Annotated in this window: 15 protein-coding genes and 1 tRNA gene; 9 read left to right on the top strand and 7 right to left on the bottom strand. The window is 56.9% G+C overall.

All coding sequences use genetic code 11. The features are described 5' to 3' along the window. The first annotated feature begins 27 nt into the window (after window positions 1–27). On the top strand, window positions 28–195 hold the full coding sequence (locus LYZ69_03185; GenBank protein MDV3277455.1) for a 50S ribosomal protein L40e: 168 nt from the start codon (window positions 28–30) through the stop codon (window positions 193–195). 34 nt (window positions 196–229) lie between these two features. Then, window positions 230–303, top strand: a tRNA-Val gene (locus LYZ69_03190). Window positions 304–429: 126 nt separating this feature from the next. Here the strand turns inward: LYZ69_03190 and LYZ69_03195 are convergent. The 4 genes from LYZ69_03195 to LYZ69_03210 all read right to left on the bottom strand — a co-directional run bounded on the left by LYZ69_03195 (window position 430) and on the right by LYZ69_03210 (window position 1,962). Further along, window positions 430–957: a ribonuclease HI family protein gene (locus LYZ69_03195; protein MDV3277456.1), complete on the bottom strand. Its 528-nt coding sequence runs from the start codon at window positions 955–957 to the stop codon at window positions 430–432. After that, window positions 857–1,285 (bottom strand): CBS domain-containing protein, encoded by a 429-nt coding sequence (locus tag LYZ69_03200; GenBank protein MDV3277457.1) that lies wholly within the window; start codon window positions 1,283–1,285, stop codon window positions 857–859. Before LYZ69_03200 ends, LYZ69_03195 begins: the two co-directional genes overlap by 101 nt. 139 nt (window positions 1,286–1,424) lie before the next feature. Continuing rightward, window positions 1,425–1,592 carry a TRAM domain-containing protein gene (locus LYZ69_03205; GenBank protein ID MDV3277458.1) on the bottom strand — a complete coding sequence of 56 codons (168 nt, stop codon included), beginning with the start codon at window positions 1,590–1,592 and terminating at the stop codon, window positions 1,425–1,427. Window positions 1,593–1,824: 232 nt separating this feature from the next. Further along, window positions 1,825–1,962 carry a hypothetical protein gene (locus tag LYZ69_03210; GenBank protein MDV3277459.1) on the bottom strand — a complete coding sequence of 46 codons (138 nt, stop codon included), beginning with the start codon at window positions 1,960–1,962 and terminating at the stop codon, window positions 1,825–1,827. A 213-nt stretch (window positions 1,963–2,175) separates the two neighbouring features. On the opposite strand from LYZ69_03210, the gene LYZ69_03215 reads away from it, so the two are divergent. After that, window positions 2,176–2,370, top strand: a complete 195-nt coding sequence (locus tag LYZ69_03215) for a hypothetical protein (protein MDV3277460.1) — start codon at window positions 2,176–2,178, stop codon at window positions 2,368–2,370. A gap of 1 nt (window position 2,371) precedes the next feature. On the opposite strand, the gene LYZ69_03220 is transcribed toward LYZ69_03215, so the two are convergent. Further along, window positions 2,372–3,241: a presenilin gene (locus LYZ69_03220; GenBank protein MDV3277461.1), complete on the bottom strand. Its 870-nt coding sequence runs from the start codon at window positions 3,239–3,241 to the stop codon at window positions 2,372–2,374. Window positions 3,242–3,291: 50 nt separating this feature from the next. Further along, on the bottom strand, window positions 3,292–4,548 hold the full coding sequence (locus LYZ69_03225; GenBank protein MDV3277462.1) for an MBL fold metallo-hydrolase: 1,257 nt from the start codon (window positions 4,546–4,548) through the stop codon (window positions 3,292–3,294). Between the two features lie 175 nt (window positions 4,549–4,723). Between LYZ69_03225 and LYZ69_03230 the strand changes: the two genes are divergently transcribed. After that, entirely contained in the window at window positions 4,724–7,546 is a 2,823-nt protein-coding gene (locus tag LYZ69_03230; protein ID MDV3277463.1) for an N-6 DNA methylase, read from the top strand. On the opposite strand, the gene LYZ69_03235 is transcribed toward LYZ69_03230, so the two are convergent. Further along, window positions 7,543–7,725 carry a hypothetical protein gene (locus LYZ69_03235; GenBank protein ID MDV3277464.1) on the bottom strand — a complete coding sequence of 61 codons (183 nt, stop codon included), beginning with the start codon at window positions 7,723–7,725 and terminating at the stop codon, window positions 7,543–7,545. The genes LYZ69_03230 and LYZ69_03235 overlap by 4 nt on opposite strands. Before the next feature lie 187 nt (window positions 7,726–7,912). Here LYZ69_03235 and LYZ69_03240 point away from each other — a divergent pair, with 187 nt between their 5' ends. The 5 genes from LYZ69_03240 (at window position 7,913) to LYZ69_03260 (ending at window position 15,784) form a co-directional block, all read left to right on the top strand. Beyond that, on the top strand, window positions 7,913–9,046 hold the full coding sequence (locus LYZ69_03240) for a DDE-type integrase/transposase/recombinase (GenBank protein ID MDV3277465.1): 1,134 nt from the start codon (window positions 7,913–7,915) through the stop codon (window positions 9,044–9,046). A 60-nt stretch (window positions 9,047–9,106) separates the two neighbouring features. Next, window positions 9,107–9,799 carry a DUF3800 domain-containing protein gene (locus LYZ69_03245; protein MDV3277466.1) on the top strand — a complete coding sequence of 231 codons (693 nt, stop codon included), beginning with the start codon at window positions 9,107–9,109 and terminating at the stop codon, window positions 9,797–9,799. 342 nt (window positions 9,800–10,141) lie between these two features. After that, on the top strand, window positions 10,142–10,822 hold the full coding sequence (locus tag LYZ69_03250; GenBank protein ID MDV3277467.1) for a DUF998 domain-containing protein: 681 nt from the start codon (window positions 10,142–10,144) through the stop codon (window positions 10,820–10,822). Window positions 10,823–10,831: 9 nt separating this feature from the next. Continuing rightward, window positions 10,832–11,752, top strand: coding sequence for an SDR family oxidoreductase (locus LYZ69_03255; protein ID MDV3277468.1), 921 nt, complete (start codon window positions 10,832–10,834; stop codon window positions 11,750–11,752). Between the two features lie 30 nt (window positions 11,753–11,782). Next, window positions 11,783–15,784, top strand: a complete 4,002-nt coding sequence (locus tag LYZ69_03260) for a hypothetical protein (protein MDV3277469.1) — start codon at window positions 11,783–11,785, stop codon at window positions 15,782–15,784. Window positions 15,785–15,834: the final 50 nt, after the last annotated feature.

A 15,834-nucleotide genomic window follows, 5' to 3' on the forward strand; every position in this document is an offset into this window, starting at 1 on the left:
AGGAGAACGCCGGGGGCATAGAACGACTTGCCGATAGCCGACGTGACCAAGAAGCAGATAGCCCAGAAGAGGAGGCTCTACCTGAAGGTCTGCCTGCGCTGCGGCGCGAGGAACCCGTTGCAGGCAGAGCGGTGCAGGAAGTGCAGGACCTCTGACCTGAGGCTAAAGAACCGCTCAGTCGGCGTGAAAAAGTAAAGCAAATATCGAGTGAGTTGAAGGCGGGTCGCTGGGGCCGGTGGTCTAGCCTGGTAGGACGCGAGTCTCACACGCTCGAAGTCAGGAGTTCAATTCTCCTCCGGCCCACCTCAAGCATGCGGCTTCATTTCACGAGGCTGCGGACGACCGTCTGGAGCCGTAACCGCTCGGCAATTGCTGAAGTTATAGTGGGCTGCGCGCTGAAATGATGCGTGCCGTCGGAGTCGAGCAGGTCTATCTCTTGTGCTTCTCGTAGGCGACCCGCGACAGCAGGTCGGCTTCCTCGTTCTTCTCGCGCGGAATCCACTCGAACTTCACCGACCCGAGTTGACTGACCAGTTCTTTCGCTTCCTTCAGTTTCGGAAGGTAGCCGCCTCTTTTGGCCTTCCACCCCAGCCCCATCTGGCCGACGAGCAGCCTTGAGTCAGACCTGACGGTCACGTCTCCTTTGACCCCGAGCTGCTTCAGCTTCTTCAGCGCCTCGACGAGCGCCGTGTACTCTGAGAAGTTGTTCGTTACGCCGTAGCCGGCCAGCCCTTCTCCTTCCGCGATCTTCTTCGAACCCTCGTAGATTGTGAACCCGTAGGTGCCCGTCCCCGGATTGCGAGGTTCGCTTAGCCCATCAATGTAGACCGTCGCTGTCAGAGATGTGGCCTCCTTGCTAGAACCAGGGTGCCTGAAGCCTACTGATCTGGGAAGACACCTTGTCCACGTAGGCTTGGAGATTGGCCAATACCGTCTTTTCGGTGATGTATCCGACAACCTGGTCACCCTCCTTGACCAGCATCCTCCTGATGCCCTTCTCGCTCATCATCTGGGAGATGGCCGCGATTCCTTCGCTCGCCTTCACTGAGAAGAGCTCCGTTGTCATTATCTCAGCCAACCTGACGGTGGCAGGGTCCCTGCCCTCGGCCACAACCTTCGAGACGATGTCCCACTCCGTCACCAAACCAGCTGGATGCGTCGGCGAGTCGATGACAACGAAGCCGTGCCTTGCAGACTTCATCGTCTTTGCTGCCTCCAGGACCGTGGTCTCCTTCGGAAGCGCCAGCAGGTCTTTCTGAAGAATGTCCCTTGCGTAGAGGACCATTGTATCTTAGTGTGCCTACGTCCAATATAGCCTTTCTGCGTCCCTATCTGGGTAAGAAGCGGTATCAAGAATGAAAATGAAAACGGAGCGGCCGTCTCTGAGACAGGCCGCCTGCGAACAGTGCAGGGTCGCGTGGACCCTACGTTCCTGTCTCTTCGCTCTCTGAGCTGGAGGACTCGCCGCCCTCAGACCCGCCGACGACTTGACCCGTGGCGAACCTGTTGGCTACTTGAGTGACCTTGACCTTTCCTTGCCAGCCCTGCTTTGCGCCGGCCACAAAGATGACGAAACCGTCGACCTTTGCGATGCCGTCGCCGCGCCTGCTGATCTCGGAAATGGTAACGTCGTACTCCTTTCCGACCTCAACTGGCTTTGGCTTGAAGGACCTGAAACCGCCTCCACTCGAACCGCCGCTGCGGCCGTAGCCTCCTCCTCGTCCGAAACTCGTCTTTTCACATCCTAGCGTCTTTTCGGTACCGCTGAAGAAGCGACCTCCGATTCGGGTTATTAAACGTGACGTTGTCGGGTTCTGGAAAGTCTTAGTCGGATTCGATCCCCTTCTCTGAGTTGGAAACTTTCGTCGGATGACTCGCGTTCTGAATCAGCGTCAGCCACTTGTCCTCCCCCCGCACGATGATTCCCGCCTTGTCCGCAGGAGTCGCCCCGTCCAAACCCATGTGCGGTCTGACGTAGTTGTGGTAAATCTGGTAGCCCTTGAGGATGGGTGTCCCCCCGCTTTACCCCCCGCATGACCTTTTCTCTGTCTCTGAACTCTCCGTTCAGCCTCTCCATCCTATTATTGTGAACTATTCCGTCCTCGCGTCTAGACATTCTGCGCCTGCAAGGGTTAGGATAGGATTGATATGGGGGGTGAAGGAGGCCTGGCCAGATTGCCAACTGAACTGAAGTCGAAGGAAGAATTCCAGAAGCTCTTGGAGTCAGCTGACGAGGTGAGAGTGGTCAGGAGCGGCGACAACGCGAAGCTGAAGCTTAAGACGAAGGATTCTCTCGTCACCTACAAGACGACGACAGAGGAAGCGGACGAGCTGACCAAGGGACTGAAGATAGACGTCGTAGAGTACTGACCTAGAGTAGAAATATGGCGAGAAGGGCGACCCCAAGCACCATTGGGATAGGGAGTCCAGGAAGCAACCTCTTCTTGCTCAGGAGAAACAGCGTTGCAATCACCCCCGCGTCTATTGTGAAGATGGTCACAAGAGACACAAGCGGCGACAGGTAGAACAGGGCGAGCGACGGGAGCATAGTGTAGAACACAATGTCGCCCAGCCCGAGTGTGAACTCGCCAGCCCGGATGGACATCCCTTGCAGGGCGACCCCTGGGGCCATCCCGATTAACTGCTTCAGGGGCCCCCTGAACACGGCGTAGATGTCATAGACCGAGAAGACTACTGGTAGCGCTAGGGCTGTAAGGGGTGGGAGGGTCGAGGCGAAGAAGCTGCCCACCTCAGCTCCCACGAAAGCGAGAATCGCGTCCGAGAGCCAAGGGTTGCTCTTCACGAATATCGTGTACCCGATCAGCACAACAACGGTCAGCGATGCTGCAGCGTCAATCGGCAGCTCCAGCACGGGCGGAACGTACCTCCAGATGATGTCGTCGACAGTCGTCAAAGTCAGGAGGAACGCGGAGAGCGAAACAGAAGCGAAGATGAGAACCCGGAACGACATGACCCTCTTCCTTCGAAGGACCCACACGAGAGCCAACGTCGATGCGAACACAACGAGTACGAGGATTATCGCGTTTCCTGCCGAGCCGGCACTTGATGTACCCAGTGGGGCGTAGGTGTAGCCGCTAGTTGCAACAAAGTTGACGTAGGTAGGCAGGTTCTGGTACGTGATGCCGAGCGCCGCGAGCTGAATCACCAAGACAATTGCGACGGCCTCCAGCAGGTTCGGAACCGTGACGCGCTTCTTCTCTGGCTCTTGTGTCTCGCTCACGCCTGCTGGCCGCTGCCCCGTGTCAGGCTAATAGACATTTTACCGGTCGCTTAGACTTGGAACTCTTGGCCTGGCATCGCTGCCGTGGCCTCTGCGCCCATATCCTGGTGGAGCTGGTCGGCGAGCGCGATGCACGACTCTTCCTCGCCGTGGACAGTCAGGAACTTGGGCGAGCCCTTGATACCCTTCAGGTCGCTCAGAAGCTCGGTCTTGCCGCTGTGGGACGAGAAGTCGAACCTCCTCACCTCTGCCTTCACCTTGGTCGGCTTCCCACGATAAATCGTCAGGCCCTTGTCGATCAGAGTCCTGCCCGGCGTGCCCGGAACTTGGAAGCTGACTATGGCAATGCCGTTCTTCTCATCCATCGAGAGGTGCTCGTTGTAGAAGATGGAGGCGCCGCCCACGAGCATCCCGGCAGGCGAGACTATCACTCCAGGTCTACTTGTTATCCGCCTCCTCTGAGTCCACGAGGTAACCTCTTCGATGCTCTCTAGCATCCTCCGGAGAGCGGTAGGGTCGCGAAGGAACTCCTGATAGCGGAGAAGGATACCGTTGACCTTCAACGCCATCCCGTCCATGGAGACCGGGTGCTTGAACCCGCTCTTGACGAGTGTCATCGCAATCTCCTGGGCCCTCCCGACAGAGAACGCAGGCACGAGGAGGACGCCGCCTCTCTCAACAACCGCGTTGGCGAATTCGACGAGTTCCGCCTCTGCCTTGGACCTGTGAGGATGGTCCGCGGTTGCGTAGGTGCTCTCGGTGATCACCATGTCTGCCTCCCCGAGGTTCTTCCACGAGCCGCTGAGCAAGTTCGTCTCGCCTCCGTTGATGTCGCCCGTGTAGAGCAGCCTCTTCGACCCTGCCTCCACGGAGATGACGGCAGAGCCAGGGATGTGGCCCGCGTCGTAGAAGGAGATGGTGAAGTCGCCGATCTGGAACGGTTCCATGTAACCGTGGTTCACCGTGTTGGTGTTCATAGCCATGAGGTCGATGAACTCGAAGGGCAGGTACTGCCCGGAGATCTTGATGAAGTCCTGAATCAGCAGGCTTGAGAGCTCCGAGGTAACCGGCGTTGCGTGGAGTTTCATGTTGCCTCCGAGAAAGTGGAGGGGAGCGGCACCCGAATGGTCAAGGTGAGCGTGGCTCAGCACGACTGCCTTGATGTCCTTCGGGGGCACGTGCATCGGGAACCCTGGCACTTTCGTGGTCATGGCTCCGTAGTCGAGCAGGATCTTGCTGTCTCTGTGCGTCACGAGAAAAGCGGAGCGGCCGACCTGCCTGGCTGCTCCCAGAACCTTTACTTCCATTAATCGTAATCCTTTGAGAAACGCGCGCTTTTGATTGTCTATAAGGCTTTCCCCGCCTGGCTCTGGTAAGTCTGTGGGCCATGCTTCAGGGTTTTGTGCCTGTTAAGGGGCGGGCCATATGTTTCGCCTTTCGTGGTGCTTAAATCATTATAAAATGGGGCAGGCACTCCCTCATGTGCCAGCGACGGCCACGCTCGCCGACGACCTAAAGGCACTGTCGCGGCTCGATGTCCTGAACGATGTGTGCAAAGGGAAGAAGTCTGGTGCCGAGGAGGACATTAAGCAGAAGATAGTTGTCCGCGTTCTCGAATGGCTATGCTATGACAAAGTGAAGGACATGTCATTTGAGTTCCATGTCGCCAACAAGCGGGCAGACGTGGCGCTACTCATTGACGAGAAACCGAAGGTCATCGTCGAGACAAAAAGCCCTGAACAAACACTCGACGATTGGAAGGTGAAGTCGCTCCAATACGCGAAGGACAAGTCGATCTCATGGCTCCTCCTCTCTAATGGAATCAAGTTCCAGCTCTACAAGAGCTTTATCGAAGGCGTCGAGAACTCGCGGAACAGGCCAGTCTTCGAGACAGACCTGAAGCACCTTCCAGAGAGATTTGACGAACTGAAAGGCCTCATTGGGCATGAACATCTCAGGGACATCGACAAGAATCCAGAGGTGAAGACGCGGGTCGAATCAATCAGGAGGGCCGTCACTGAAGAGGAGCTTCTGGAAACCCTGAGGGAAGGCAAACGCAAGCTCTTCCTTGACATTCTACCACAGCTAACCGAGAAGTATTCTGGTAACGCAACCTTCAGGCGCAAAATCGACCGCTGGGTCGAGGAGAAGAGCGTCAATAAGAGCGAAACGTGGCTCGACCAATACGACGCTGACAAGAACTTCCGAGTTCTGGTAGACAAGGCGCTCGACATGGATGGGAGGAAAGTAGATTCGACCTTCAGGACGAAATACAACCGCGACAGGCTCTTCCAACAGCAAATCGACGCCAAGCTGAGAGAGAACGATATTCAGGTGGACTGGCTTGACAAGATTTGTGCGGAAGGAGCCTACACCTTCATCAATAGGATTCTATTCCTGAGAATCTGCGAAGACAGGGGCCACATCACACTCCGCACGACTAAAGAATGGCTTTCCATGCTGAGGTCGGCCTCCCTCAGCGACACGATAGTCGCGATGCTCAGAGAACTCTTCTCCGAAGTGGGCGCTCAGTTCATCATGTATTCCAAGCCCCTCTTCGACCACATCATGCTCGAAGACCTCAGGTGGAAGAAGGAGACCGTGCTGGAGATAATCGAGCGAACCAAGAAGCACAACTTCAAGCAGATTGACAGAGACCTCCTCGGCGAGGTCTATCAGAAACACATATCGAAGGAGACGAGAAGAAGCCTCGGCCAGTTTTATACGCCAGACGACCTTATCAACCATATCCTCGACCAAATCGAACTCACGCCCGACATGAAGGTGGCCGATATAGCGTGCGGTTCAGGCGGGTTCCTGAAGTTCACCTACGAGCGACTGCTACCCAAGATGCTCAAAGAAGGGTGGGATGCGAAGTCAGCCCACATCCACCTTATGTCTAAAGTCCTTCATGGAATCGACATCGACTCGTTTGCCACCCAACTGACCATGATGAACCTCCTGCTTCTTGACCTTGAGAACCCGAGTCCTTCGATGAACATCTACGAATGGGACAGTCTCAAGACTGTCCAGCTCCCACACACAACCGAGAGCGAAAACGGCTTCGAGCAGATGAACGCTCCGACGGAGATACTTGAGTCAGAAGCAGTCCAAGCGGCAATCGGCAATCCTCCATATGTTGACATCAGACGCAGTAACCCGATGTATCATGACGAGTTCGGCAACTATTATCAGAACATCATAAGCGGCAGGATTAACTCGTCCTCGATGTTTGTCAGAAGGTGCATCGACATCGTTGAGGACGGTGGATACATTGGGTTAGTCCTTCCGAAGTCGATGCTGAGGGTCGATTCCTACTCTGGGATAAGGAAATACATCCTTGAGAACTGCGAGCTTCTGAGCATCACAGATGTTGGTAGGGGCTTCGAGGACGTTGGCTTCGAGGTGGTGACGATGGTGATGCGGAAGAACAAGAACAAGGCCAAGCGCCAGCGCAACATGGTCAACGCCATAACTAACGTGGTCAACCTGAAATCGAAACAGTATGACCAGACGGCAATCCCGCAGACACTCTGGGAGAAGACCGACACCTTCGCAATCTACCTTACGGGTCAGACCGAGGTAATCGCGTCGAAGATGCTCGAAGGAAGCGAGCGGCTGATGGACATAGTTGGGCCGAATGGAATCTGGCGCGGCCTCCCCATGACGGTCAACGACCCGATGCTCAAGCAGTCCAAGACCCAGACTGACCAAGAGCCAATCTTTCAGGGCGAGTCGATCGGCAGATACATCAAGAAGCATTCGTTGTTCGTGAATAGGGCTTATGTCAACGCCACGTTTGCCGACGCGACTGAGAAGCTGAGGACGGGCAAGATAATGATTCAGAACATCGTCTCATCAAGGGTCAGGTGCGTCGGAACCTATGATGAGAACGGTGTCCTTAACATCGACACCATAACAAACGTCAAAGTGACCGACAAGGACTTCCTCGACACATACGTCCTCGGGATTCTGAACTCGAAGCTTGCGACCCTCTTCATCCGTGACGTGGTGTTCAACCGAGCCGAACTCACAATGCACATGGACAGGTCGTATCTCGGCAAGGTTCCTATAAAGCGGGTGAGCAAGAGAGGGCAGGAGGAAATCGCCGACAAGGTCTCCGAGATGATTGAGGTCAGTTCAAAGCTGGCGGGCATGGGTTACGACCTCTACACGGCGACAGAATACAACCCGTTGATGGAGAAGCTGACCAAACTGGACGCGAGCATAGACGATGACATCTTCGACATCTACGGACTGACCGACGACGAGAAGGATTACGTCAGGAAAGCAATTCCCTACTAACCCTTCACATCCGTCTCTGACCTAATCTCAACCCTCTTCCCTTTCACCACGAAGCTGATTGACTTGGGGTTCCCGAGCAGGTCAGCTATCGGCTTGGGGAGGAACACCTGAATCCCTCTTGTCGGGTGATAGTTCACGCTGACCGTGAACTCGGTAGCATCCTTCTTCCATTTTGGCACGGAGCAAGCCTCTTTCCACTTGGATATAACGATTGTGCTATCCACTTGGATACCGCTATCTTAATATAATATCCAAGTGGATACCACTGACATGCACCCAGAAGAACTCCGCTTCGAAATGGACGCAGACGAATACGCCGAACATGAGGCCTACGTCGAGGCCAGCTACGAGATGGAGGCGGACTGAATGAAGGAACCTGCCCTCGACTTCCGCGAGATGAAGGGCGAGGAGATTGCAAGGCAGTTCGGATGGGTCAGGCGGCTCGACGAGTTCGCCTACAAGGTTCACAGTCAAAGATTAGCCAAGGAATACGACGTGATGCAGACGGAGATGGGATGGGCCTGCTCCTGCCCCGACCACCAGTTCAGGGGGATGAAGTGCAAGCACGTCCGAGCGGTCGAACTGAGTTTCATCCTAAGGAAGATTGTCGCAACCGAACCGACAGTCATTCAGGCCGTCAGCGTCGGGGAATGCCCCCGATGCCAGTCGGCCCTCATCGTCAAGCACTCGGTCAGGCACAACAGGAGCGGAGACCTTCAGCGATACTCGTGCAAGGGGTGCGGGTTGAGGTTCTCCAAGAACCTCGGCTTCGAGGGGATGAAGGCCAGCCCCGAAGCAGTCACCCAGGCGATGCAACTCTACTTTACTGGCGAGTCGCTAAGGAACGTCCAGAAGTTCCTCAGGCTCCAAGGCGTGAACACCTCCCACGTCAGCGTCCTCAACTGGATTAGGAAATATGTCGGGCTGATGGAGGGGTATCTCGACAAGCTGACCCCTCGGGTGGGCGACACTTGGAGGACTGACGAGCTATACCTGAAGGTGAAGGGGAACACGAAGTATCTCTTCGCTATGATGGACGACGACACCCGCTTCTGGATAGCCCAACAGGTGGCAGACCACAAGGGGACTTCGGACGTAAGGCCCATGTTCAAGGAGGCGGTAGAGACGGCTGGCAAGAGGCCGAAGCTCCTCATCAGCGACGGGGCGCACAACTTCCACTTGGCCTTCAAGAAGGAGCTATGGTCTCGCAACGGGCCTCATCCCCACCACAAGCGGGACATCACGCTGGGAAGCGAAGTCCACAACAACAAGATGGAGCGGCTCAACGGTGAAGTCCGAGACCGAGAGAAGGTGATGCGGGGAATCAAGAGGGCCGACACCCCAATCCTGAAGGGGTATCAGCTATACCACAACTTCATCCGACCCCACGAAGGACTGAACGGGGCGACCCCCGCCGAGAGAGCGGGAATCAAGGTTGAGGGGGAGAACAAGTGGAAGACAATAATCGAGAACGCTAGCGTGGTGAGTAGCGCACGGTAGGTTAGGGAAGACTAGAAGAACCCGAATAATCTTAATAGTTCATCTAGCGCGGATGCTCACATGCAGATTCTCTACATCGATGCCTCGGGAGACCCAGGGATGTATGACCACAAGAACTCCAAATTCTACATTCTGGGCGGAGTGGCCTTGAGTGAGAATGACTGGCCAATTACATCAGCATATTTCAACGACCTCTGCAAGAAGTATTTCCCGAAGGAAGACCTGGAGGAAATCCACACCAAGCAACTCTTCAATGGAAGGTCGCTATTCGATAAGATTGACCACAAGGCGATGGTTGCAGACGTGTGCAACTTCATCGCCACCGCTCACCTGACTCTGTTCGGAATCGCAATTGACAAAGACCAGTTCCTGATTCGAGGGTTGGGCAAACCTGAGGATGTCGTCAATCGAAGTCTCGAAGAGATAATCAACCGCTTCCACATCTTTCTTCTGAACAGAAGGGAAAGGGGCATAATTGTCTCAGACGCCAGCGCAGAGGGGTTTGACACGAGAATACGAACCCTGTATGAGTATTTCAGGAAAAAAGGCACCCATTTCTGGACGCTCACTAAGATTATCGATACAATCTTCTTCACTCCTTCTCAGACTGCGATGGGTATCCAACTCGCGGACTTCGTTGCCTACGCGATCAAGAGAAAGTGCGTCGATGGGGATAGCTCGTTGTTTGACCAATTTGCCGCCAGATTCGGCGAACACAACTTCAGGCTAATACCCGACCCAAATAGGAAGTAACAAAATCACGAAACCGCTAGGCAGACATCCTTGAGGATGCCCAACGGGTGGCTTTAGCCGCCCTCCTAGTGGTGCGTTAAACCATATGCGAGGGAAATTTAAGTCTTCACTAGTGAGAGTTCAACCCATAGCGTTGGAGCTTATAAGCTAGGATTAGCAGGTCGAATTTCCCAGCCGCTTCCTCCCAACCTATCAACCGAAGGTTAACACCTACAACGACCCTATGGCCCGACCCTTAACACCGACAAGACCCTGAGGCGTGGCCCACAGACTTACCAGAGCCCCCCGCCTCGCTTACTCAGGTTAAATGAGAGGGCCCTTGCAGCCGCACCCGCGTGGGCCATGGCGAAGTCGTCTGGGACGTCTCCGTCGACAGTGAAGAGACTCTTCTGGGTGGTCATCGTCGGAATCCTGCTCTACGTCGTCCTGGACACGGCGGCACAGATTCTCCCACCGTACTACAGTCCAGTCAGCCAGGCCGAGAGCTACTTGGCCATCGGCCCGTATGGCTACATCATGACCCTCAACTTCTTGAACCGGGGGCTGTTCTCACTCGTCTTCCTCTACGCCATGCTGCGCGCGATTGACCTCAGGGGAGGGGTCAGGAACAGGTACAGGGCTGGCGTCGCGTTGCTCGGTGTGTGGGCTGTGGGGGCGTTCATCCTGGCGGCCTTCCCCACCGACGTCCCTCCCTCAGCGCCGACTCTGAGCGGAGCAATCCATCTCGTGGTCGCGGTCATCTCGTTCGTAGGAGGCTCCTTCGGCGCGCTAGGCCTCTCCCTGCAGTTCAAGCGGGACCCGGCCTTCCAGCGCGTCACGAGATTCGCTCTGCCGATCTCCCTCCTAGCGGTGGCGTTAGTCTTCCTGCTCTTCGGCCTTCCTGGCGTGGCTCCCGCATTCGCACAACGGATGAACGGCCTCCTGGAGAGGGTCTTCCTGGCCTCGGTACTGCTCTGGATGCTTGCCTTGTCCGTCCACTTGAGTGGAAACTCAAGCTTATCCAACCGGGCCAAGACGGCCTAGGTGGAAGACATGCCAGTGGCTGAGAAGATGAAGGGGAAGGTCTGCGTGGTCACGGGTGGGAACTCCGGCATAGGGAAGGTTACCGCACTGGAGCTTGCAAGGATGGGCGCGAACGTCGTCATGGTCTCGCGAGACCCACGAAAGGGGGAAAGAGCGAGGGCAGAGCTTGTCAGGGATTCCGGCAATTCAGCAGTGGAGCTAATGATCGCCGACCTATCATTACAGAGGGAGGTGAGACGACTCGCGTCTGACTTGAAGCGGGCCCACACCAAGATACACGTCCTTGTTAACAACGCCGGCAGCAATTTCGTCGGGTACTCGGAGACTGAGGAGGGCGTGGAGCGTACCATGGCCGTCAACTACTTCGCTCCCTTCCTGCTCACAAACCTCTTGGTAGACGTGCTGGTCGCGAGTGCTCCCTCGAGGGTGGTCAACGTCGCATCCGTGGCCCACCACGGCTCGGCGTTGGACCTCGATGACATGAACGGCAGGAAGTCGCAAGGAACGTTCGGGCTGAGAGCCTACGGCCGTTCCAAGCTGGCGCTCGTCCTCTTCACTTACGAGTTGGCTAGGAGACTCCAGGGTAAGGGAGTGACTGTCAACTGCCTTCATCCCGGGGCTGTGAGGACAAACATTTGGTCGCACTCGGGGGTCGCCAGCCCACTGGCACGCATTGTGTCTCTCTTCATGCGGGGTCCGGAGAAGGGGGCAGAGACCTGCGTCTACCTCGCCTCAGCACCCGAGGTGGAAGGATTGACTGGGAAGTATTTCATTGACCTAAAGGAACGCCATTCTTCAAGAGCTTCCTACGACGAGGAGCTTGCGGCAAGGCTCTGGGACCTCAGCGTGAAGATGACTAGTCTAAACGCAACTCGTCAAGTCCATTCTCCGCTGATTCGCGGGGAGATTGTGGCTCGCGTATCAGCTTAAATCCGTGCGTTTTCCGAGCCAAAGATATTCTTGAAGGGCATTCAACGGTCTGTGCTCTCTGTAGCGCTAGTTGCCTTTCTCTCGCTCTCCTTCCTCCAAGTCGTGCCAATTGCCGCAGCTCTGCCGTCATCATCGAACGCACAGTTCTCTAAACCTCCACCAAGTTTCACGCTCAAGGGATCTGCTCCTGACAGCCTACCAGTGACCGTCAGCCTGGCCATTCCGCTGAGGAACCTCGATATCCTGAGCGCGATGGTGAAGGCCGTTTCTGACCCTTCTTCGACGTCTTTCAGGCACTTCCCATCGCAGCAGCAGCTATCGGCGGAGTTCTACCCGACAGCCAAGTTCAACGAAATGATGCAGTATCTCTCGACGACTGGGCTGAGCGTCCAGTACACAGCCCTAGACTCGATGATCGTACTGCAAGGCACCGCGGCGCAGGTAAAGCAGGCCTTCGGGACCGACGTCAGGCTATATTCGAACGGGACCGCATCCTACTACATCTCCACTGCGCCTTCGTTCAGAGGCGCCTATCTCTTCGCCTCGAACGCGACTGCGCTGGTGGCCAAGCCTGCTGCGAGCCTGGGGCACACGAGCGGGGCAAACGTCACTTTCACAGAGAGCAGCTTCTCAGCCAAGCTGCTCCAGAGCGTGTACAACGCCACTGGTCTGTACACCCAGGGAGCAGACGGCTCCGGCAAGACCATCGGAATACTGGACTTCTACGGCTCGCCGACCATTTCGAGCGACCTCCAAGCCTTCGACAAGCGGTTCGGATTCCCCGACACGACCCTCAACATCATCCCGATAGGGCCGTATGCCCCGAACCTGGGCGCTTACACGGGCTGGAGCGGCGAGATATCTCTCGACGTAGAGGTCTCCCACGCCATGGCACCGCACGCGACTATCGACCTTTACGCTGGCAACGGAGCAATCTCCATGGCTGACGCCATATCGAAGATCGTGCAGGACAACAAGGTGAACACGCTTTCGCAGAGCTTCACAATCGCCGAGTGGTACTACTCCTTCTTCGGTCCTGGGTTCTTCGACATGAACGCCCTGATGCCGGACCAGTACTACATGCTCGGCGCGCTGCAGGGGATAACCTTCTCGGGAGCGACGGGCGACACGGGCGGCAGCGGTTTCTCCAGCGGGACCGAAGGCCAGGTGGCCTATCCTGAGACCTCGCCCTACGTCACTGCCGTCGGAGGGACCCAAACGTACTTCGCAGGAAACAGCTTCATTCAGACAGGTTGGTCAAACCCGGGCTGGGTTCCCAACTTCATCAACTACGGAGGGAGCGGAGGCGGTGTAAGCATCCTCGAGCCGAAGCCTTGGTACCAGGCAGCCCAGCTGACTCCTGCGACCCTTCCTGCGGGAAGGATGAACCCTGACCTTTCACTGCAGGCCGGCGTCGACCCAGCCACATACATAGTCGACTCTGGCCGAGTGGTTGGAACGGGGGGCACGTCAGAGTCAGCTCCGCTTCTAGCCGGCCTAGTCACGCTCCTCGACTCTTCGATAAACGGTAGCGTCGGCCTGATCAACCCATTCCTCTACAGCCTGGCGAACAACCCCGCCACGTACGCAAAGGCGTTCACTCCAATCACCTTCGGCTACAACATACCCTGGGTAGCCGGCAAGGGATACAACCTTGTCACCGGCTGGGGGTCGCCGAACATTGGGGAGATGGCAAGCCTGTACAAGGCTGCCCAGAGAGGGTCCAGTCTCAATGTGACCGTCGCACTGTCACCAGGAGTTGACTCTTCGGGTCTCGAGTTCACTCCAGGCTCACACCTCCAGGTCACGGCGACAATCAAGAACGGCGCTTCCGCAGTCACCACCGGTTCGTTCACCGCTACGCTCGCCACCCTTACAAGCAACACGCAGATCCCCATCGCTTACAGCAGCGCGGCAGGGGCGTGGACTGGTTCATACACGATGGGCTCTCAATCTGGCTTCGCCGATGTCAACGTCCAGGGAACCAGCGGCGGCGTCTCGGGGGCGGGGTTCGCCCCACTCTTTGCGGGCTACCTCGGGACATTCTACTACCCAGTGCCCACGAACCCGTGGTCGACAATCGGGAGGTTGCCGGTGACTGTGCAGTCGACCGATTTGGACGGGAATGTCGCCCCGGCAGGGCCCTTGGCGATGGATATCAACTCCTACTCCATCACGAGCAACACTTACTCGACAGCGATGACAGTCTCGCTGCCTTCAATCCACAACGTCCTCACCGGCACTGAGAACCAGATCATCATCAACCAGAGCATCCCGGACGGGCCGGCAAGCATGGTGCTGAAGGGGAGCACCTACGGATATCTACCGTTCATCAGTGGCATATACCTGCAGACAACCTACATCTACCCGGCGGTCGTCGCCGAGCCGGGTTCTGTCGCCCCCGGCCAGGAGCTCACTCTGATAGCGACGCCCATCGCGCCGATTAACCTCTACTTCACGGGCTCCCTAGAGACGGGAAGCATCATCGGCAACGATGTCGCCGTGGGCTCGAACGTGACCGCCAAGCTGGTCAACCCGAGCGGGACAGTCGTGTCCACTGCAAGCCTCGCCTACCAGTCATGCAAGGAAGCGGTCAGGGTCTGCGGCGGAGGCGCCTCCAACCTGAACGGCTACCTCTCGGTTCCCTCGAACTCGACTCCTGGGCTCTACACGATACTGTTGAGCGCAAAGTATGGTTCCGATACGCTCGGAGAGACTCTCAACGGCACCTTCTTCAGCCAGATCTGGGTCTCGAGCGGGCCTGTCACTCCCGCTGTCTCAGTTGAGCCCGGCTTCATCTCGGCATCCGCAGCCCTTCCACCCGGAGGTGCGCCAGCCACCGGCGGACAACTATCGCTCGCAGACCTCTACCAGGGCGAGCAGGCCCACGTGGTGGCAAGGATCGCCTACCCGAACGGCACCGCTGTGAAGTACGGGGAGTACACCGCGATAGTCTACCCACAGGCGCTCCAGAACGATTACACCACCCTGATGCACACGGAATATGCGAGCTCTGAGCTTGTGCAGCTTACCTACGACCCGGTGATGCAAGCTTGGCTGGGGAACGTCACTCTCCCAGGCCCGGCCAGCGCAGGCAACATCGCCCCGATCAACGCGAACGCGTTCTTCTATTCCGGACCGTACGACGCGTACGTAACAGGCCTCTCCGCCGACGGAGTGCCGACGACCACTGCGCTCGCGGCCCAGCGTCCGTTCTTCATCCAGCCTTTCACCTACGTCAATGGCGGCACCGTGAGCTCTCTCGCACAGAGTTCCCAGCTCGCCTTCTCTGGGGCCACCATCACCGCATCAGGCACATTGAGCGGGGACGTATTCCTCGGCACGAACACGATTTCTGGAGGGACGGTGATGATAATCGACTCTCAGATACAGGGCAACCTCGTGGTCAACAATGCCAACGTGACTCTGGTAGGCGTCTCGGGCGGAACCGTCACAGCCACCGGCAGCACCCTGACGCTGAAGGACTCGAGCGTTGGCTCGCTCTCGCTTACGGGGTCGACAGTCTCGCTCGGCGATTCCTCCTTCCAAACGGTGACACCGGCCCTCCCCACACTCTCTGTGACAGGTCTGACCCAGCCGATAAGCGGACAGGCTGACTTGAACGTGACAGTCACGGGTCAGCAACTGACCTCAAGCTCGCTTGCCGCTTGGGTCGACGGGGTCAATGTTCCACTCACAGCCACGACCACTTCGGCAGGGCTAACCGCGGCGGTACCAATCGACGCCGCATCGCTGAACGACGGAGTGCACAGCCTCGTTGTGAAGGCGACTCAGGCGGACGGACTCTCGTCCAGCTTCTCCGGCTCCTTCAGCACTAACGCGCAGTCGACCTCGCTCAGATCAAGGCTGCAGCAGGCAGACGCAAACATCAGCTCCCTCTCGTCTCAGCTGAGACAGGTCAACGGAGCAGCCGGCAACTTGTTCTACATCTCGTACGGCCTGGCCGCCGTGGGTGTGATAGCCTTGGTCTTAGGAGTCGTTGCGTTCCGCAGAAAGCTCTCTGCTGCCTGAGAAGTCATCCGCGCCCGGTGTAGATTTAAGACGCCAGCCTGTCAGGGTGC

It is taken from the genome of Nitrososphaerales archaeon (genome assembly GCA_032906765.1).
Classification (GTDB): Archaea; Thermoproteota; Nitrososphaeria; order Nitrososphaerales; family Gagatemarchaeaceae; genus DASPPF01.

Coding starts and splice junctions, on each gene's coding strand:
- LYZ69_03200 (MDV3277457.1), bottom strand. CDS start 1,285: ATGGTCCTCTACGCAAGGGACATTCTTCAGAAAGACCTGCTGGCGCTT.
- LYZ69_03210 (MDV3277459.1), bottom strand. CDS start 1,962: ATGGGTTTGGACGGGGCGACTCCTGCGGACAAGGCGGGAATCATCGTG.
- LYZ69_03225 (MDV3277462.1), bottom strand. CDS start 4,548: ATGGAAGTAAAGGTTCTGGGAGCAGCCAGGCAGGTCGGCCGCTCCGCT.
- LYZ69_03240 (MDV3277465.1), top strand. CDS start 7,913: ATGAAGGAACCTGCCCTCGACTTCCGCGAGATGAAGGGCGAGGAGATT.
- LYZ69_03245 (MDV3277466.1), top strand. CDS start 9,107: ATGCAGATTCTCTACATCGATGCCTCGGGAGACCCAGGGATGTATGAC.
- LYZ69_03250 (MDV3277467.1), top strand. CDS start 10,142: ATGGCGAAGTCGTCTGGGACGTCTCCGTCGACAGTGAAGAGACTCTTC.
- LYZ69_03255 (MDV3277468.1), top strand. CDS start 10,832: ATGCCAGTGGCTGAGAAGATGAAGGGGAAGGTCTGCGTGGTCACGGGT.